Origin of the sequence: Alteromonas confluentis (genome assembly GCF_001757105.1) — a bacterium.
Lineage (GTDB): Bacteria > Pseudomonadota > Gammaproteobacteria > Enterobacterales > Alteromonadaceae > Alteromonas > Alteromonas confluentis.
The window spans coordinates 189,322-207,931 of sequence record NZ_MDHN01000040.1; the positions used below are offsets into that span (position 1 = coordinate 189,322).

Below are 18,610 nucleotides of genomic sequence, written 5' to 3' on the forward strand. Positions count from 1 at the left end.
AAATTTCAGCCGATTAATTACGTGCCGTTTATTTCGCCATGGACAACCGCACACTCAACGTTGAACCATTATCACTGAATCTGACACTTTCGCAGAGCTCCCGTAAAAAACAGATCCCGCGGCCATAACAGGCCGTTAGGCAGTCTTCGTCGAGCGCACTGACATCAAACCCGTCTCCTGAATCGGAGATGGTAATATCAAGGGCTGATTCTGAGGGTTTGAATAGAATTTTGAAGGCAATCTCACCTTCGGTCAGGTTTGCCAGAAGCGTGTCTCGGCGTTGGTAATATTGATGAAAACCGTCAGGTGTCGATTTCAAATCTGAACTGAGTTTCAATACGCCATGTTCCAACGCATTATTAAACATCTCTGATAGGATGGTATACAGATCAGAGCGCACAAGCGTCATGCCGGGCTGGGAATTAATCATCTCCATCAGAGAAGAAATAATATGCGGGTTATTTAACTCTCTGCCTTGCAATGTCAGGTGTATTGAATATGGCAGCTCATTCGTTGCGAAATCCTCTTTAAGTACTTCTAATGACTGACAGCTAAATATAACAATAGTGGTGTCATCGGCCTGAATGCTATCGGCACGATACTCAGCCGCACGTTCAAATAAGAACGCCGCAGTAATGGTTTCTGGACTGGAAAACCACGACATTACTCCCTCTTCGTCGGCCATTTTTCCGTGTTCATCCATGACTTCCATCAAACCATCGGTATACACCAGTAATTGGTCTCCTGGCTCTCCTTCAATAATTTCGCACTCTGCATCAAATTCGTCTGACTCCAAAATGCCTAATGCCATATGTCTCGATACCACTTTATACATCGATAGATTGGTCGATGATTTAAGTAACAGAGACGGCAGTCCGCCATTCCATATATTAAATCGGCACCCGCTTGCATCGACCTCGATGACCGCGGCAGCACAAAACATGTCAGGCGGTAAGAGTGACCCAAGAGTCGTATTCAGTTGCGCAGCAATTTCACCAGCAGAGTAGCCTTTTCGCGCCAGGAACCGAAACGTACGACTTACCGGTAGCACACCAATGGCAGAAGCCAAACCATGGCCGGTAAAATCTCCTACCAGAAAATACAATCCCCCCGCTGGGCTGGATTCACAAAGGAAAACGTCACCATTGAACACCGCCGCGGGTGAAAGACTGAAATCAAAGAAGTCAGTCACCAGCTCTTTGTTCACAATGGCGTTATTGAATATGTGTTCGACGATGGCGTGCTCACGATCGACACTTTGTTGGAAGTAGCGCAATGACTGGTTTTGTTGTTCAATTTTGCTGGTTAGTTGACGTATGCGGTCATGGGCGCGAATTTTTGCCGCAAGAATAAGCTTATCGAAAGGCTTGGCTACGAAGTCATCGCCCCCAACCTCTAGACATCGCGCCAGACTTTCTTTGTCATCAAGAGAAGTAATGAAAATTACAGGAAGGTAGTTATCCCCTGCCATTTCTTTAAGTACAGGCGCCACTGCAAAGCCATCCATGCCCGGCATCATGACATCGAGTAACACCAGATCAGGCTGCACTTCCTGGGCTAATTGAATGCCCTCCTGTCCGTTTTTTGCTTCGTAACAATCGGTATACCCCTCTTCTTCGAGCATATGCAAAAGAAGAAAGCGATTCAGCGACTCGTCATCAATAATCAGAATTTTCAAACGCCATCCCCATCAATCATGGCAGGAAGGTAACCACTAACCATTAACTTATGTCGAATTTTTTATCAAAACGAGAAATTGTTAATATGCGCGCCACTTGCGGGCGACAGTGCGTTATTTTATAAGCGAGGGATCTTTCACTTAGCGATTTCTGCATGTTTAACAGCATGCCTAACGCCGAGCTATCCATATATTCGGTTTGCCCCAAATCAACCTCTACGGTTGTAACGTCTTCAGGTAAAGACTGATAGGCATCTCTGAACTCCTGTACTTTGCCAAAATCGAATTTATCATCCAACTTGATCACCCAAGTTGCATTATCATCATACAAATTTGCTGTAATCGTCATCCATTCTTCCTTTAAAGTAACCTTGATTAAGCGTAGTCCCATATTATTACTTTATGAAAGTAAAAATGGCGATAAAGTATAATTCTATTGGGTTTTACTCGGTATTTTCCTTATCATAACAACCATGTGAGCGATTCGCGCTCGACGGATGCACGATAAAACGTTTGAGTAGCAAAACGTTACCTAAGCGGGATATACGATAGTAAACAGAGATATACATATGCACGACTCAAAATTGGTTTACAGTACAGACGGTGGCAAAATTCAGGAAAAGAGACCTGAAATGAGCCGCTCTGTTTGCAAAGACGGTATTGTTAGAATTCACCGTGAAACGAAGGGGCGCAAAGGAAAAGGCGTTTCTATCATTCAGGGGCTGGACTTAGATGAGAAAAGCCTGAAGAGCCTGTGTACAGAATTAAAAAAGAAGTGTGGTTGTGGCGGCGCAGTCAAAGACGGTGCCATTGAAGTGCAAACCGACGACCGGGAAAAATTACGCAGTTTGCTTGAGCAGAAGCAATTTACTGTAAAACTGGCCGGTGGATAGAGCAAATCCCAACTACAATTAGATTTACACGTGTTTAGACGTTTAGCTGAGTATTAGAAGAATGGAAAAACTATCAATCTCTGACCTGCACATAGTGTTGGTTGAGCCTTCAGACACACAAAGAAAAATCATTACCAGCCTGCTGATGCAGGAGAATGTTCGCGAGATTGACGCGGTAAGTTCCATAGAAGAAGCGCGTAAAGCCATTGAAAGCCACAGTGCTGATCTCGTGGTGAGTGCCATGTATTTTGAAGATGGTACGGCAATTGAGTTACTTAAATTTATCAAGGACAGTACCGAGTACGCGTCTATTCCTTTCATGTTGGTTTCCAGTGAAAATCGTACTGTAAAATTAGAAGAGTTTAAGCAAGCCGGTGTTGCGGCGATTTTGCCGAAGCCCTTTGAGCCATTACACCTGTCGCGAGCGCTGAATGCCAGCCTCGACCTGATCAACCACGATGAGCTAGATCTTGACCTGTTTGATGTACAAGAAGTGCGGGTACTGCTGGTTGACGATAGCCGTCTGGCCCGTAATCATATTCGTCGTGTACTGCAAGGTATGGGACTGAAGAAAATTACTGAAGCAGAAAATGGCGCGATGGCGCTAACGCATATTAAAGATGCTGAGTTTGATTTAGTGGTGACAGACTACAATATGCCTGAAATGGACGGTCGTGAGTTATCAGAGTTTATTCGTTACAATCCGGAAACAGCTCATATTCCAATCATCATGGTTACCTCAGAATCACAAGACAGCGTGCACATGGCGAACATTCAGCAAACTGGGGTTAACGCTTTGTGCGATAAGCCTTTCGAGCCAACGGAAGTGCGCGCAATGCTAGCGGCACTGCTCGGTGAATAACCTAAAAGCCTACACTAAAAGTCCAGCGGCATAGCACAGTGTATACGAAAGGAGAAGCTCTTCCCCACTGGTGATATGCTGTAGGCGTATAAAACTATTGACACTTAGGCAACATCGCCTTAAAGTCGAGCTATGAAAACGAATATCAAACACACTAACGCATTCTTTTTTGGTTTTATCACCTTCAAATGAGGGAGGATGCGCCGTGTGTATGAACCTCCCGCCGGGAGGTTTTTTTTTGCCAAGAAAACGGGTTTTAAAAAATGTCAGATACGGCTTTGGACGCAGTAAGAAAACGCATTACAGAATTAGACAGTCAATTGCTGACTATGTTGGCTGAACGCCGGCAGCTTACCAATGAAGTAGCAGAAACAAAAATTCGCCACGATATCCCCGTGCGCGATGTGAAGCGAGAAGAACAACTGCTTTTTCGCCTAATTAAAGAAGGCAAGAATGTGGGTCTTGATCCCCATTATGTTACTCAGGTTTTCCACGTCATTATTGAAGATAGCGTACTGAATCAGCAAGCGATGCTGGCAGAACACGCCAACCCGGGCAGCACCCTACCGCTTAATCGTGTGGCGTTTTTGGGCGATAAAGGCTCGTACAGCTACCTGGCCACGCAGAAGTACTTTTCCCGTCGTCCCGGTGAACTGGTTGAAATGGGGTGTCAGAGCTTTGCCGAGATTGTTCAGAAAGTTGAAAAGAGCGAAGCTGACTATGCGGTTCTGCCGATTGAGAATACCACTTCCGGCAGTATCAACGAAGTGTACGACCAATTACAACACACTCAACTCAGCATTATTGGTGAACTGACTCACCCCATTCGTCACAGCCTTTTGGTGTCTCAAGACACCGCCATCGCGAATATTAAAACGCTCTATGCTCATCCGCAGGTGTTTGCACAATGTAGTCACTTCCTCGCCGAATTGGGCAACGTCGAAGTGAAAACCATGGAAAGTACAGCGCACGCAATGATGGCAGTCAGTGAACTTCAACGCGATGATGTCGCCGCCATTGGTAGCGAAGCGGGTGGTAGCCTGTATGGTTTAATGGCGATAAAATCGAACCTGGCTAACCAGAAAGAAAACCACAGCCGCTTCTTTGTTGTTTCTCGCGATCCCGTGAATGTGCCGTTGCAAGTGCCAGCCAAAACCACGGTAATTATGTCTACAGTGCAAAAACCAGGTGCACTGGTGGAAGCCCTCACGGTATTGAAAGACAACAACTTAAATATGACAAAACTGGAGTCACGCCCGATCACTGGAAACCCGTGGGAAGAAATGTTCTACATTGATTTTGAGGGTAATCTTGAAGATGGTCCTGTCCAAACTGCAGTGGAAAGTTTGAAAAAGCTCACTCGCTATCTGAAGGTCTTGGGTTGTTACCCGAGTGAAGAAGTGAGTCCAACAAAAGTGGCGGCAGCAAAAGCGCTGACACAGGATTAAACGAGTTCATCAGATATAAAAAAAGCACCAATCGGTGCTTTTTTTATGACTTTCTTAACATCTCGTCGTCATCAGCTTTAAGCAACAATTGCTTACTGTCGACAAGGCACTTACGGGCGTAGTCGCCAAACCATTCACCAATACGATTAAACTCGTTGATGAATTCTTGCTTATCGCCGTTGTCCAATAACGTCAGTGCTTTGCCAAAACGCTCGTGGAAACGTCGCAATAACGCAAAGTTATCTGGATTGTTATAGATAATGTCAGCATACAACTGCGGTGACTGCGCGAAAAGACGCCCCACCATGGCAAGTTCAAGACGGTAAATGGGAGAGCTAAATACGGTCAAAGTCTCTAAATCCGGACCTTCACCTTGCAAATGCGCACCATAAACAAAGGTGTTGAAATGACGCATCACCTGAATGAACGCCATTGCCTGATCGTGTTCCTGTGCGGTGCTTCGATGAATGGTTGCACCCCAGGTTTTCATTTGTTCAACTAACCATTGGTATTTGCCTTCACCACGGCCGTCACAAACCACCACCACTTGTTTAATCATGCCGGGGGCATCGGGGCCAAACATAGGGTGTAAACCAACCACAGGCCCGTTATGGGTAGCCAACATGGCGTTAAGCGGCTTTTCTTTAACACTGGTGATATCGGCTAGCACACAATGCGCAGGTAGATTATTCAGCCGGGCAATAACCCCTTCTGTGATGGTGATGGGCACTGCAACTAAGACCAAATCGGCACGAGCAAATGCCACTTTAGCAAGTTCAGAATCCCAGTCGTCTTTTTCAACAACCGCTACCTGATAGCCTGATTTCTCAAACAGACTGACAAAGACTTTCCCCAACGCACCAGCGCCCCCTACTACAACAACCTGTTCTATCGCAGGATTAATACAGCGATAGCGATTGTTCTGGGTGTGATAAGACTCGCGCATAATTCGACGCAGTAAATCTTCAGTGAGATCCGGGGAAACACCCGCTTGTTCCGCTTCTGCGCGTCGTGAAGCAATAAGCTCCTTTTCACGCTCGGGAACGTACACTGGCATTCCGGTTTCAGCCTTTATCTGACCAACTCGTGTCGTCAATTCAGCCCGGCGGGCGAGTAATGAAACGAGCTCGGAATCGAGCTCGTCAATGCCTGACCGCAGCGCGGCCAGTTGTTTGGAAAGATCCGTCATATTGCGACTCAAAAAGCGCTGTAACCTTAGGCTACAGCAGAACGTTTATTCTGACGCAATGGTAACACAGTTATCAGTTTATCTCTGGTTTGTGTGATCAGATTGTCCGTGGTTTCCCAGTCAATACAGCCATCGGTAATAGATACGCCGTAGTCCAGTTCATCAACGGGTACGCCGTCACCTTTCTGGTTACCGGCATTGATGTGGCTTTCAAGCATAATGCCAATGATAGACTGGTTACCTTCTAGGATTTGATTTACAACATTTTGCGCCACCAGCGGCTGACGACGATAATCTTTGCTTGAGTTAGCATGACTACAATCAACCATCAAACCTGCTGTCAAACCGGCTTTTTCTAAATCAACTTCACAGTCAGAAACACAAACCGAATCGTAGTTTGGTTGCTTACCACCGCGCAGGATAATGTGACCGTCAGGGTTACCGCTTGTTGAAATAACGGCGACTTGCCCTTGCTTATTGATACCCATGAAGTTGTGGCCAGAGGCCGCAGACTTCAGCGCATTCACCGCGATATCGAGGCTTCCGTCAGTCCCGTTTTTGAAGCCAACAGGCATAGACAGTCCAGACGCCATTTCGCGGTGCGTCTGTGACTCTGAAGTCCGTGCACCAATGGCACTCCAACTGAATAACTCAGCCAAGTATTGCGGGCTAATTGGATCTAGCGCTTCCGTTGCCACAGGGATTTCCAATTCAGCTAACCAGATCAATAATTCGCGGGCTTTACGCAGACCGGTTTCAATATCGAAGGTGCCATCGAGGTGCGGATCGTTGATTAGCCCTTTCCAGCCTGTTGTCGTACGCGGCTTTTCGAAATACACACGCATAACAATAAACAGTGTATCTTTACAGGATTCATGGAGCTCTTTAAGACGCAGTGCATAATCTTTTGCGGCATCGATATCGTGAATAGAGCAAGGGCCACAAATCACCAGTAAACGGTGGTCGCGACCATGAATGATGTCAGAAATTATTTTTCTGGATTCAGAGATAGCCGACAGGGCGGTTTCTGAAACCGGCAGTTCTTTGGCTAAATCATCAGGCGTAATTAGCACTTGTTCTGCACTAACGTGAACGTTATTTACGTTGTCCTTTATCATGAGACTCTCTTTACTTGGATAGGTTACTGACCAAATTGCTTCTTGGCCCTTCGTGGTTGCAAACGTGCAACTCATGTTTTTATTATGTTAACTCAAGGTGTAAATTAAAATTTACACCTTGAGCTAGTATTTATTACTTAGGCTCGTTGACTTTTTATCAATTTTTGATAAAGGCCGCAACCGTGACAATAGACTTTTTTGACTAAAGTCTGAAGGATTGGTTCATCACGGTTTGTTACCGCCTACCAACTATTTCGCCGTCTTTGATTACACCATCGTCCGCAATCACGGCTCCTGGTAAAATAGTCACTCCATTCCCAATAGTTACGCGGTTACCAATGATAACAGGACTCGCCTTTTGCCAACCCTGCAAGCGCGCTTGCGGCGATTTATGATGTTCGACACTCGTAATGACAACCCCATCACCTATTATAGTGTCTACGCCTATTTTTACTGATGCACCATCCAGAATGGTTAAAAATTCACCAGCGGTAAAGATGCCATCACTTTTAATTTGAAAGCCGTAGTCACTGGCAAAGTGGCTTCCAATTACCGCCTCAACATTGGGAAGCAATGCGCGCTGCAACAGCTTACGCCGTTCGCCTTGAGCCTGATTAAATTGTTGGCACTGTCGTTTTATCTCCCTACGAAAGCTCGCCAAGACTTTACTGTTGGTCTGATACCATTGCCCCGTTGTCATCAGTTGCCAATTCTCGTCGTTAAAAAGTGCGTTGTCTGACATAACTATCCTCCTGCACCAGATAAACATAATTGTATCACTCCCCTTAACGAGAACATGACAAATGTCACCTTCAGGTTGTGATGGTTGTGACTAAACAAGGCTAAACCGCATTCGCTCAAAAAAAATGCCCGCTCTAAAAGCGGGCATTCATAGGAGGTTCAGAACAAATTAATAGTCCCAGCTTACCGTCAAGCTGTAGTTAGTCGGTGAGCCGTAGAACGCCTGTTCCGTGCGCACTGAGCTGAGGTATTTTTCATCCGTAATGTTATCCATATTCAGGCTGAACGATAAGTTATCATTGAAGCTGTAGGTAACATAGCCGCCGAGAACAGCATAAGCATCCTGCGTAATTCGGCCATAGCCTGATGTGAAGTAAGTTTCACTCTGATAACGGGCTGAAAGGCCCATGTTCAGTTTTTCGTTCCACGCTGGCGCATAGTCGGCAAGCAGTTTAAACGTGCGTCGAGGAATGAAGGTGCGGGCTTCATCGCCGTTTTCTTCATCCATGCTCAGTACGGTCAAACCACCCTGAACAGACAATTCATCGGTGATGGCGCCAGACAGCTCAATTTCAAACCCGTTAGAATCGACAGACACACCACGATAGAGGGCATAATTGAACTCATCAGAATAATCGTCATCATCAACGCCGTCGCCATCGTCGTAACCGAGGAACTCATACAGGTTTTCTTGTTCCGTTCTGAACAACGCAACAGTCAGCAAGAAGTTGTTGGCAAACTCTTTCTTAACGCCCATTTCATAACTGCGGCCCTCTGCAGAACCCAGTGGTTGCAAGTCTTCATTCAGGTAATACTGTGGCTGATAGATATCGCTGTAACTACCGTAAACATTCAAGCCTTCCAATACTTCCCAGGTAAAACCAATGTATGGACTACTGCCGTCTTCGGAAGTCGACGTTGACGCGCCCCAAGACTCACCTTCGTTTTCATAGTCGACAAAACTCACGCCAAGTACCAAATCAAGCGCATCGGTAACCGCGAGCTGTACTGAACCGTAAAAACGGTTTAATGAAATGTCGGTATAACCCGCTTGATAAGGCGCCGCCCATTCAGGCAATGCGACTTCAGTGCCAGTCCAACCAGGTAACGCTGGCATAACATCAAAACCGCTCAGTGCACCGTAATCCATGTCACTGGTTTCTGCGTCGGCCACGCTAATACCCACATTAAAGGTATGTTCTCGGCCCCAGGCTTCAAACGCACCTTGTAGGTTGTTGTCCCAGATTAACGTTTTGTCTTCAGCATCATATTTACCTGGATAACCCAGCATGCCCAAACCCGTTTCAGCGTCTAAGCCGGTGTTGGAATAGGTGTAAAATAACGCAGAGTGATCTTCATAGCGGATGTGATTCAGTTTAGACGTGTATTGCAGATTGTCGTTGATAAACCAGTTTAGCTCGGCAAACGCGGTTTTATTCAATGTATCCCAATAGGTCCAGTCCATCGCCGTTGTGGTAGAACGGTCGAAATCAACCTGGGTGCCATCTGAATAGATTAATGGCACTGCCCCCCATGTCACACCGTCACTGTTGTTATCCTGGTGCGAGTAGCCAAACATTATCGTGACGTCATCACTGAGCTGCCCGTCAATGATACCGTAAAATACACTGCGTTCATTTTCGTACAGGTTCAGCCAGCTTTCTTTGTCCTGATGCGCAACGACGACACGGGCCGCCCAGCTACCAGAGTCTGTCAATGGTGTGGAAACATCAGCCACAGTCCGCATGTTTGCCCAGCGTCCCAGTGTAAAATCGACACTGGCTTCGGTTTCGTTACCAGGGCGTTTGCGCACATAATTGACGGTACCGGATGGGTTTCCCAGACCGGTGATGAGGCCATTTGAGCCACGGATAAATTCCACTTTTTCATAAATAGCGGTGTCTAAGTCGCCGACAAAAATATCACCAAAGGGAATACCTGAACCGTCGATATGCATACTGGTGATGTCAAAACCGCGAGCATTGAAGTAAGTACGGTCGGTTTCTGACTGGTCTACGTTAATACCGGTCACCTGCTTGAACAGACTATTGATATCACTTAAACGGTAATCTTCAATCAGCTCGGATTCCAGAATCGACAATGACTGAGGGGTATCAAAACTATCCAGGCCCAGCCCTGTTGCACCTGAACTGATACGCTGGACGCGACTTTCAACGATTCGGATAACTTCAATATTATCTTCATCCGCTGCTACTTCGCTGTTATCTACCGCTGCACTTTGCGCCTGTACTGCCATCGCCAACATAATAGGTGAAAGCGCAAATACTTGCTTTTTAGTCATTGTGAAACCTGCTCTTAACCAATTTTAAAATTCGAACGGCATTATAGAGAGGTTAGAAAGAATTTCAAATGATAATTATTATCATTAGTATTAGATGATCATAATTTACTAGAAGATACAAAAAAGCCCGCTTAAAGCGGGCTTTTTCAAAGTTAACAGTAACGCAAGGATTAGTAATCTTAGTTAAGCTTCTCTTTGATACGTGCAGATTTACCTGAACGCTCACGCAGATAGTAAAGCTTAGCACGACGAACTGCACCACGACGTTTCACTTCAATAGAAGAAACCGCCGGGCTGTGTGTTTGGAACACACGCTCTACGCCTTCGCCGCTTGAAATTTTACGTACGGTAAAAGACGAGTGAAGACCACGGTTACGCTTAGCGATAACAACACCTTCGTACGCCTGAAGACGCTCTTTGTCACCTTCAGTTACGCGAACTTTTACGATTACTGTGTCACCTGGACCAAACGCAGGAACATCAGATTTGAGCTGTGCTTGCTCAATTTTTTTGATGATATCTTGACTGACTTTGCTCATCATATCCTCTCGTCCTAGTTAACTGTCATCTTGCTGCAACTGCGACTTGAATACTTCAAGAAGACGCTGCTGCTCCTCAGTCAGAGCTAGGTTGTTTAATAACTCAGGGCGACGCTGCCAGGTTCTACCCAGCGATTGCATTTGTCGCCACTGTCTGATTTTTTCGTGATCGCCACTTAGCAACACAGGAGGAACCGCTTTACCGTCGAGTACTTCAGGCCGCGTATAATGCGGACAATCCAGTAACCCGTCGGTGAAAGAATCTTCGATAGCAGACGCCTGATGACCGAGCACACCCGGAACCATTCTGGCTACCGCATCCATGAGCACAAGCGCTGGCAGTTCGCCGCCGCTTAACACGTAATCCCCTACTGACCATTCTTCGTCAACATGGGCCTCAATGACGCGCTCATCGATTCCTTCATAACGTCCGCAGATAAAAATCATGCGGTCGTTATTGGCAAGGCGTTTAACCCCTGCCTGATCCAGCTTTTTACCCTGTGGTGATAAGTAAATCACCTTTGCATGTTTACCGCCGGCCTGTTTAGCCGCGGCTATGGCGTCAGTTAAAGGCTTCACCATCATCAGCATGCCGGGACCACCGCCGTAAGGGCGATCATCTACCGTACGATGACGATCGTGCGTGAAATCACGTGGGTTAAACATCTCGACATCCAGAATGCCTGACTTAACAGCTCGCCCTACCACGCCTTGTTGCATGAAGGGAGCGAACATATCAGGAAACAAACTGATAACGCCGAACCATTTCTCCGCAGTCACTAGAACCCCGGATCCCAGTCTACCGTAATCACACTTTCAACCTTATTGACCGATTTGATGACGGAATCCATCACAAACGGCAATAATCTTTCTTTCTGACCAAATGCGTCGTTCACCTTAGCGCGGACCTGCAAAACGTCATTTGCGCCGGTGTTAAACACATCTTTCACCACACCCAGATTGTAACCTTGCGTAGTTACCACCTGCATGCCGGTGAGCTCCCGCCAGTAAAATTCACCTTCATCTAATTCAGGTAACTGGTTTTCGTTAATCGCAATGTCGAGATTCTTGATACGCTCAGCGTCGTCACGACTCTCTACACCTACAATTTTCGCTACCAGACTTTTACCGTGAGGTCGCCACTGGTCAATTTGATATTCTTTACCATCACTGAGTTGCCACGGTGAGTAGTCAAAAATACCCTCTGGCACATCAGTAAAGCTGTTGATCTTGACCCAACCTTTCACACCGTACGGCGCACCGATTTTGCCAACAATCACTTTGTCAGACGCTTGACTCATCTCTACCTACCAGAATTAAGCACAGCTTACGCTGCAGCTTTTTTAGCTTCTTTTACCAAGCTGTTAACGCGCTCAGATAAGCTAGCGCCAACACCAACCCAGTACTCTACACGTTCCAGGTCTAAACGCAGACGTTCTGCTTGACCTTGTGCAGTTGGGTTAAAGAAACCGATGTTTTCAATGAAACGACCGTTTCTTGCGCGGCTGCTGTCAGCCACAACCACTTGATAAAATGGACGCTTTTTCGCGCCACCACGCTGTAAACGAATAGTAACCATAGTTGCCTCAAACTCGTTGTAGCGTTACCGTTAACTTACCCCTTGAAAAACACAGGAAAATCCAGTGCCAGCAAGAAGGCCGCGGAATTATACGGATATGGGAGGGAAATGCAAGTTTAGTGAAGAAAAAAGCGCCGTTATCTGACCCTTTAAATACGGATTACCCTGCGGTTCAAAGTGTTTTATGAATAACCGAGTACGGCAAACTCCAAACATGCAGCATATAAAGCAGCATTGTATCCACAGAGATGTGTTCAGTAGCAGTAAGTTTATCACGTAAAATCGGCTTCAAAAGGTTTATCAACAGTGCCATGCCGTCGGTATTGTCGCGTTCGGCAAACTGCTCACCATGCAGCGTGATCTGTGTTTTCAGTTCTTCATTTTGAATGAGCTCAGGCGCCCGCAGAAACACTTCAGTGAGCAGCAACAAGGGAAATCGGCTTTGAGTGAGATGAGCTAGTGATGCCTCATCTTTTATTTTATCAGTATCGATATCGTTAAACAGGGTTTCGGCAACGTGGAACAGCGCCTGTTTCTGGTCATCGGTGAATTTACTGATGTCAGCATTACCGAGTGCGCAAACCTGTCCATTTACACACTGCATGTGCTGCTTCAACAGTGAGAGCGGTGCAAATAAAGGAGAAGCTGTGGCCTGTGCGGCCACATCCGGCGCTTCCACGGGCAACATGGCTGCAATGGCTGATATTATTTCTAATTGTTCATTTAATAAGGTGTGTGAGCACGGTTTCGTATACCAGCCATGGACAACTTGACTGCCTTGTAACACCAAGTTTTCATCAGCTTGACCAGACAATATAAACCGCGCAATACAGGGTGATATTTCACTAATCTGCTGTAAAAACTGAACGCCATTCATCCCTGGCATAATAGCGTCTGAGAAAATCACATCCGGTTGAATGTCCTGCAGCGCATCGAGGGCTTTTTGTGGTCCGTCTGCAATGCTTATTTTCCAACCTGAACGGTAGAGGGCGCGCCGAATACCATTTAGGATCATGGGTTCATCATCAACAAATAAGATCTTCACGACTTTCCTCATTTTCGCTGTGGAAATTCCCCTGCTCTACCGGCAGTACAATGTTAAATGTCGTGCCGTGCCCCGGTTCACTGTTTACCGTAATACTGCCATGATGCTTTTCGATGATAATGGCATACGCTAAAGACAAACCTTGCCCAGTGCCTTTGCCTGGCGGCTTAGTGGTGAAGAAGGGTTCAAAAATGCGGTTGCTGATTTCCCGACTCATTCCTACGCCATTGTCGGCAATGGTGATAGTGACTTCGTCTTCGCGGCAAAACACGCTGATAGTAATATGCCCTTTTGCGGCGGAATCGCGGCCATACCTTTCTTCCACCGCGTGTGCTGCGTTAACAATAAAATTAAGTACAACCTGATTCACTTCATCACGACTACACGTAACCAATGGTAGATCTTCGTCAAACTCCGCGCTCAGGTCTGCCACATACCGCCATTCACTGCGTGCCACAGTGATAGTGGCATTGATGGCTTCTTTGAGGTCGACTTTGGTCATAGAGTCGTCGCCACTGTGGGAAAAAGACTTCATTGCACTAACGATTTTCGCAATGCGTTTTAAGCCCTCGGAAGATTGCTCAACTGCAACTGGAATTTCTTCGATAAAGAAGTCGATGTCTTCATCTTCGACAAGTATGGCAAGTTCGTTTTTCAACAGCGCCTCTTGTTCACTGTTGGCGGCCTGTAAAAACTCCCGCGTTTTACCCACAACAGCAAGGCAAGATGCTGTGGCGCCTTGTAAAAATGACATGTTGTCGGACACATACTGGGTTGGCGTGTTAATTTCGTGGGCAATACCTGCAGCGAGCTGGCCAATGGATTCCATTTTTTGTGCCTGCCGAAGCTGATCTTCCAACGCGAGGCGCTGACTCACATCCCGAATTACCACATTATATAAGTGGGCATTTTCTGCTACCGCTGTCATTGGCGAATAATTCACTTCACAAGACAACATACTATCGTCTGCACACCGCCCTTCTAGTTGCGTGACTTTATCTTCGCTTTCAACATCCTCAGTTAGCCACGTTAAATTAAAGCCGGGTAAGATTTTGTTAATGTCAGCATGCCTGAGTTCATTCTGTTTTGTGTATCCGAACATCGTCAGGCCAGCATGATTAACCATACTGATACGGCCATTTTTGTTAATTATCATTAGCCCATCTGCGAGATGTTCAACAATGTCTTTTTCCCGCGCAGCACTGACCCTTGCAACAAGTTCAGCCGCCTGAAGCCGTTTATCAACAATAGAACCTAGCAAGGTAGTAGCAAAAATCACGAACACTAAGCCTGTGATGGTAAGCGCGAGTATTGCCGAACCGCTGTGATCTTCGTGATGCAACACCTCAACACCGGTGGCAACATAAAAGTGAACCGCAGACATGGCGACATAATGCATACCGGCAATTGCCATACCCATCACCACGGCACAGGCAATCAATCCAGGTTGGCCGATGACATTATTTTTTTGTACATACACCAACATAAAAATAGCAATTAAAGCTAACAGGTATGCACAACCAATCGACGTGATAAACAGCCAAAGGGTGTAAACCATAAGTGCCTGCGTCTTCATCGCTTCCATGCCAATGTAATGCATCGCACCAATGCCCAGCGCCAAAGCCAGTGCGCTAGCATGTATATCCAACGCAGAAAAACGCTGCGACGCCAAAATTCGCGCGGCGAAGTAGGCCCCACATATTGGCGGCAAGATCGACAAGACGGTAAGTACAACATTAAAAGACATGCTAATTGGCAGCATAAACGCCAGCATGCCGGTAAAATGCATGGCCCATACACCTAAACCAAAGGCAACGCTTCCAAACCATTTCCACAACCTGTTAGCTTCAGCCTGACGGGTCTGCCATACACGTTTAAACACTACGATTAACGAGTAAGCCGCTAAGGTAGAGACAAGTAAAGAAAGGAATAATATGAAAGGATTGTAGCTCGCTGTTACTTCAGTAAAGTAAGCAGTATCAGGTACGGTAAAACGCCAGAAATCCATTAACTTGCTTCCTTATCGAATGTCTGATCATCTTCATCAAAATAGACTTTTATTTGCGTACCCGCATTCAACAGCCCGTTGGCAACGCACCGTGATAACAATTGACGAAACGACGCTGTGATAACTTGCCCCGATGGCGCAAGCCGCCTACCGGAATCTGTCATCAGGGGTTCGGCTACCACCATGCCAACATCAATTTCTTTCAGCGATACCTGGAGAACATCGTGTTGCTGAAAAAGCAGCGCATTAAAGGCTTCCAGAATTCTCTTATCGTATTTTTCCTGCTCACCATGCATGTGTTTTATTGCATCGGGAAACGACATTTCTGCATCACGAAGATCGAGAAAGTCATTCACCACTTTCAGCATGCGTGCTCCCAAAGGAATGTCTTCTCCTTTAACGTCGTCGTTAGGAAAGCCCTGCCCATCGAAACATTTATCCTGATATAAAATACTTCGCGAAATTGACTCAAACCAGGGAATTTGCGCTAGTAGGTCGTGGGCTAATCCTGCGTGCTGCTCCATTAACTCCGCTTCTGCCTGAGACATCGCTGACGTGGAATCGCGATCAGCTTCGATGCTGGGAGTGAGAATGGCGCCCAACCTAGAGAGTTCTATCATAGGTTCAAATGTCCAACTGGGTTTAAGCCCCATCTGCCGAACAAGTTGTATCATGTAATTTTTTACCTGCACATTCCTCGTCACAGTGCCGGGATTAACCAGCCCAATCACCTCTGACAGAACGTTTACAACGCCGCTGACGGTATCGTTTAGCAGTACTTTCTCGCTCATCAATAATTGATGCTGACGAAAGCCAGCGGTAATGACAGAACGAAGAACGTCGACAGAGCACGGCTTGGTAACGAAACGAAACACATCTCCTTCGTTGACAGCATCAACGGCGGTTTGCAAATCGCCGTTTCCGGTAAGCATGATTCTTACTACATTCGGAAAGCGCTTTTTCACCACTTTGAGCAGTGCTAAACCGTCCATTTCAGGCATTTGCATGTCGGTGACCAATACCGCGTATTCCGTTTCAGACAACATTTTCAGCGCTGTCATACCACTATCTGCGACATCAAATGCAAATTGCCCTCTGAGGTTCCGCTTAAACGAAGCTAGCACGTTGGCTACATCATCAACTAACAGCGCTCTTTCTGACATTAAGATTCCTGACTCATTTTGCAGTTCGCTTGCAACAACGTTGAGAGATTCACGGACAAGGGTTATGCATTAACTATGGTCAAAGACGCCAGAATTTCAAATCTACAGGCATAAAATTCGTTAGGTATTTAGTCGTGCTGAATACCGTAATGGTCGGATCTCGCAGACCGAACTCTCACCTCTGGCGTAAACTCGGTTATTAAGATACTTAGCTATTCAGGAAAGGTATGTCCGACTCGTCAACTCATTCCACTGTCACCACCACACAGGTACTCGCCTGGATTTCCTCGTTGCTGGCACATTACCGGCTGAAAGTGGCGGGAGCGATTGTCGCGCTTCTCGTTGCCGCGGGCGCGTGGCTGCTGTTGGGGCAAGGCATTAAGTTAGCTGTCGACCAGGGCTTTCTAAACGACAATGCCGATATGCTGAACAAAGCAGTTTTGGGCGTGCTGGTAATAACAGCCGTGGCTAGTCTTGCCACCTATGTGCGGTTTTACCTCATGACCTGGCTAGGCGAGCGCATCAGTGCAGACATCCGTATGTCGGTATTTTCGCACTTGTTAACACTTCCCCCTTCTTTCTTTGCACAACTGCGTACCGGAGAGGTGATTTCCCGCTTCACCAGCGATACCACTATTGTGCAAACGGTGGTGGGTATGAGTTTGTCTATGGCTATCCGCTCGACCATCACCTTTATCGGTTCGCTGGTGTTAATGACCATCACCAGCCCTATCCTTACGCTTTGTGTGCTGCTAGCCGTGCCTGCGGTACTGGTGCCTATTCGCCTACTTGCGCCACAGGTGAGAAAATACGCAAGATTGAGTCAAGACCGTGTTGCCGATTTAGGGGCGCATATCGACCAGAGCCTGCATGAAATTATGACCGTTCAGGCCTTCAACGCTGAGCCCCTCGAAGCGAGTCAGTTTAACGCCAGTGTGGATGCCGTTATGACAACGGCCCAACGCCGTATTCATTACCGTTCACTGCTCATTGGTCTTATTATGCTGCTAAGCTTAAGCGCCATTGTGTTGATTGCCTGGTTCGGTGCCCGACAAGTCTTTTCTGGTGACATGTCTGCCGGCGAACTGTCTGCTTTTTTATTTTATGCGGTTATGGCAGGCGGCAGTGTTGCTACAGTCAGTGAGGTAATTGGCGAAGTGCAGCGCGGTGTCGGCGCAAGTGAACGCTTGCTGGAACTATTGGCTACAGAGCCCGCCATTCATTCCGGTGAAACGGATTTTGACAACGGCAACACCACGCCTCCGGCCATTAGCTTCAACAATGTCACATTCCAATATCCCGGCAGCTCGTGCCTGTTCAACAAACTGAACCTAGATGTAAACCCCGGTGAAAAAGTGGCCTTGGTCGGGGCAAGTGGTGCAGGTAAAACAACGCTATTTCAATTACTACTGCGTTTTTACGATGTTAAAGCCGGCTGCATTTGTCTTGACGCTGAACCGGTAACCTCTTTGTCGTTATCTTCACTACGTAGTCAAATTGCGATGGTAAGCCAGGAACCGGTGGTGTTCGCCACTTCTGTCATTGAAAATATTCGCTATGGCAACCCGCTTGCCAGCGATGAACAAGTGAAAAAAGCGGCAAAAGCAGCATTTGCTCATGAGTTTATTGAAGAACTTGAAAAGGGCTATCAAACCCAATTAGGCGAACGAGGCGTGCGCTTATCTGGTGGGCAGAAACAACGCATTGCTATCGCCCGCGCTTTGCTGGCAGATCGTCCGGTGTTGCTGCTAGATGAAGCCACCAGCGCACTAGATGCCCGCAGTGAAAAAATGGTGCAAGAAGCATTGAATAAGCTCATGGAAGGTCGTACCACTATTATCATCGCCCACCGTCTTGCCACCGTGAAACATGTGGATCGCATCATTGTGATGGACAAGGGACACGTTGTAAGCACGGGAAAACACGATGAACTGTTAGAAAACGATACGCTGTATCGAGAGTACGCTGAACTGCAATTGCTTAGCTAATGAGGGTGTGGTGCTATACGCCACTTAAAACCACAAAAAATTAACAATAGAAAGGTT

The 18,610-nt window shown here is 46.7% G+C and carries 17 protein-coding genes; 4 read left to right on the plus strand and 13 right to left on the minus strand.

Annotated features, from left to right (window positions below; genetic code table 11):
- Window positions 1-28: 28 nt before the first annotated feature.
- On the minus strand, window positions 29-1,678 hold the full coding sequence (locus tag BFC18_RS17775; protein ID WP_070126890.1) for a fused response regulator/phosphatase: 1,650 nt from the start codon (window positions 1,676-1,678) through the stop codon (window positions 29-31).
- Between the two features lie 43 nt (window positions 1,679-1,721).
- Window positions 1,722-2,027, minus strand: coding sequence for an STAS domain-containing protein (locus BFC18_RS17780; protein ID WP_070126891.1), 306 nt, complete (start codon window positions 2,025-2,027; stop codon window positions 1,722-1,724).
- Window positions 2,028-2,247: 220 nt separating this feature from the next.
- On the opposite strand from BFC18_RS17780, the gene yciH reads away from it, so the two are divergent.
- From yciH to pheA, 3 genes are all read left to right on the plus strand, one after another.
- The gene (yciH, locus tag BFC18_RS17785) at window positions 2,248-2,571 is read left to right on the plus strand and encodes a stress response translation initiation inhibitor YciH (protein WP_070126892.1); all 324 of its coding nucleotides are present in this window, start codon (window positions 2,248-2,250) and stop codon (window positions 2,569-2,571) included.
- Between the two features lie 61 nt (window positions 2,572-2,632).
- Window positions 2,633-3,433, plus strand: coding sequence for a response regulator (locus tag BFC18_RS17790; RefSeq protein ID WP_070126893.1), 801 nt, complete (start codon window positions 2,633-2,635; stop codon window positions 3,431-3,433).
- 263 nt (window positions 3,434-3,696) lie between these two features.
- Entirely contained in the window at window positions 3,697-4,881 is a 1,185-nt protein-coding gene (gene pheA, locus BFC18_RS17795; protein WP_070126894.1) for a prephenate dehydratase, read from the plus strand.
- Window positions 4,882-4,924: 43 nt separating this feature from the next.
- Here pheA and tyrA read toward each other — a convergent pair whose 3' ends face one another.
- The 11 genes from tyrA to BFC18_RS17850 all read right to left on the minus strand — a co-directional run bounded on the left by tyrA (window position 4,925) and on the right by BFC18_RS17850 (window position 16,565).
- Complete coding sequence (gene tyrA, locus BFC18_RS17800) at window positions 4,925-6,070, minus strand: bifunctional chorismate mutase/prephenate dehydrogenase (protein WP_070126895.1); 1,146 nt, start codon at window positions 6,068-6,070, stop codon at window positions 4,925-4,927.
- Between the two features lie 26 nt (window positions 6,071-6,096).
- Window positions 6,097-7,188 (minus strand): 3-deoxy-7-phosphoheptulonate synthase, encoded by a 1,092-nt coding sequence (locus BFC18_RS17805; RefSeq protein WP_070126896.1) that lies wholly within the window; start codon window positions 7,186-7,188, stop codon window positions 6,097-6,099.
- A 235-nt stretch (window positions 7,189-7,423) separates the two neighbouring features.
- Window positions 7,424-7,930: a maltose acetyltransferase domain-containing protein gene (locus BFC18_RS17810; RefSeq protein ID WP_070126897.1), complete on the minus strand. Its 507-nt coding sequence runs from the start codon at window positions 7,928-7,930 to the stop codon at window positions 7,424-7,426.
- A gap of 168 nt (window positions 7,931-8,098) precedes the next feature.
- Window positions 8,099-10,231: a TonB-dependent siderophore receptor gene (locus tag BFC18_RS17815; protein WP_070126898.1), complete on the minus strand. Its 2,133-nt coding sequence runs from the start codon at window positions 10,229-10,231 to the stop codon at window positions 8,099-8,101.
- A gap of 179 nt (window positions 10,232-10,410) precedes the next feature.
- Window positions 10,411-10,770 (minus strand): 50S ribosomal protein L19, encoded by a 360-nt coding sequence (gene rplS / locus BFC18_RS17820; protein WP_070126899.1) that lies wholly within the window; start codon window positions 10,768-10,770, stop codon window positions 10,411-10,413.
- Window positions 10,771-10,788: 18 nt separating this feature from the next.
- Window positions 10,789-11,550, minus strand: coding sequence for a tRNA (guanosine(37)-N1)-methyltransferase TrmD (gene trmD, locus BFC18_RS17825; protein ID WP_083273171.1), 762 nt, complete (start codon window positions 11,548-11,550; stop codon window positions 10,789-10,791).
- A complete protein-coding gene (gene rimM / locus BFC18_RS17830; protein ID WP_070126900.1) occupies window positions 11,550-12,071 on the minus strand; it encodes a ribosome maturation factor RimM in 522 nt (173 codons plus the stop codon). Before rimM ends, trmD begins: the two co-directional genes overlap by 1 nt.
- Window positions 12,072-12,097: 26 nt before the next feature.
- A complete protein-coding gene (gene rpsP / locus BFC18_RS17835; RefSeq protein WP_070126901.1) occupies window positions 12,098-12,349 on the minus strand; it encodes a 30S ribosomal protein S16 in 252 nt (83 codons plus the stop codon).
- A 172-nt stretch (window positions 12,350-12,521) separates the two neighbouring features.
- Window positions 12,522-13,394 (minus strand): response regulator, encoded by an 873-nt coding sequence (locus tag BFC18_RS17840; protein WP_070126902.1) that lies wholly within the window; start codon window positions 13,392-13,394, stop codon window positions 12,522-12,524.
- The gene (locus BFC18_RS17845; RefSeq protein WP_070126903.1) at window positions 13,375-15,402 is read right to left on the minus strand and encodes an MHYT domain-containing protein; all 2,028 of its coding nucleotides are present in this window, start codon (window positions 15,400-15,402) and stop codon (window positions 13,375-13,377) included. Before BFC18_RS17845 ends, BFC18_RS17840 begins: the two co-directional genes overlap by 20 nt.
- A complete protein-coding gene (locus tag BFC18_RS17850; RefSeq protein WP_070126904.1) occupies window positions 15,402-16,565 on the minus strand; it encodes an HD domain-containing phosphohydrolase in 1,164 nt (387 codons plus the stop codon). Before BFC18_RS17850 ends, BFC18_RS17845 begins: the two co-directional genes overlap by 1 nt.
- A gap of 227 nt (window positions 16,566-16,792) precedes the next feature.
- Between BFC18_RS17850 and BFC18_RS17855 the strand changes: the two genes are divergently transcribed.
- Window positions 16,793-18,553 carry an ABC transporter transmembrane domain-containing protein gene (locus BFC18_RS17855; RefSeq protein WP_070126905.1) on the plus strand — a complete coding sequence of 587 codons (1,761 nt, stop codon included), beginning with the start codon at window positions 16,793-16,795 and terminating at the stop codon, window positions 18,551-18,553.
- Window positions 18,554-18,610 lie beyond the last annotated feature (57 nt).

Coding starts and splice junctions, on each gene's coding strand:
- BFC18_RS17780 (WP_070126891.1), bottom strand. CDS start 2,027: ATGACGATTACAGCAAATTTGTATGATGATAATGCAACTTGGGTGATC.
- yciH (WP_070126892.1), top strand. CDS start 2,248: ATGCACGACTCAAAATTGGTTTACAGTACAGACGGTGGCAAAATTCAG.
- BFC18_RS17790 (WP_070126893.1), top strand. CDS start 2,633: ATGGAAAAACTATCAATCTCTGACCTGCACATAGTGTTGGTTGAGCCT.
- pheA (WP_070126894.1), top strand. CDS start 3,697: ATGTCAGATACGGCTTTGGACGCAGTAAGAAAACGCATTACAGAATTA.
- tyrA (WP_070126895.1), bottom strand. CDS start 6,070: ATGACGGATCTTTCCAAACAACTGGCCGCGCTGCGGTCAGGCATTGAC.
- BFC18_RS17805 (WP_070126896.1), bottom strand. CDS start 7,188: ATGATAAAGGACAACGTAAATAACGTTCACGTTAGTGCAGAACAAGTG.
- BFC18_RS17810 (WP_070126897.1), bottom strand. CDS start 7,930: ATGTCAGACAACGCACTTTTTAACGACGAGAATTGGCAACTGATGACA.
- BFC18_RS17815 (WP_070126898.1), bottom strand. CDS start 10,231: ATGACTAAAAAGCAAGTATTTGCGCTTTCACCTATTATGTTGGCGATG.
- rplS (WP_070126899.1), bottom strand. CDS start 10,770: ATGAGCAAAGTCAGTCAAGATATCATCAAAAAAATTGAGCAAGCACAG.
- rimM (WP_070126900.1), bottom strand. CDS start 12,071: ATGAGTCAAGCGTCTGACAAAGTGATTGTTGGCAAAATCGGTGCGCCG.
- rpsP (WP_070126901.1), bottom strand. CDS start 12,349: ATGGTTACTATTCGTTTACAGCGTGGTGGCGCGAAAAAGCGTCCATTT.
- BFC18_RS17845 (WP_070126903.1), bottom strand. CDS start 15,402: ATGGATTTCTGGCGTTTTACCGTACCTGATACTGCTTACTTTACTGAA.
- BFC18_RS17850 (WP_070126904.1), bottom strand. CDS start 16,565: ATGTCAGAAAGAGCGCTGTTAGTTGATGATGTAGCCAACGTGCTAGCT.
- BFC18_RS17855 (WP_070126905.1), top strand. CDS start 16,793: ATGTCCGACTCGTCAACTCATTCCACTGTCACCACCACACAGGTACTC.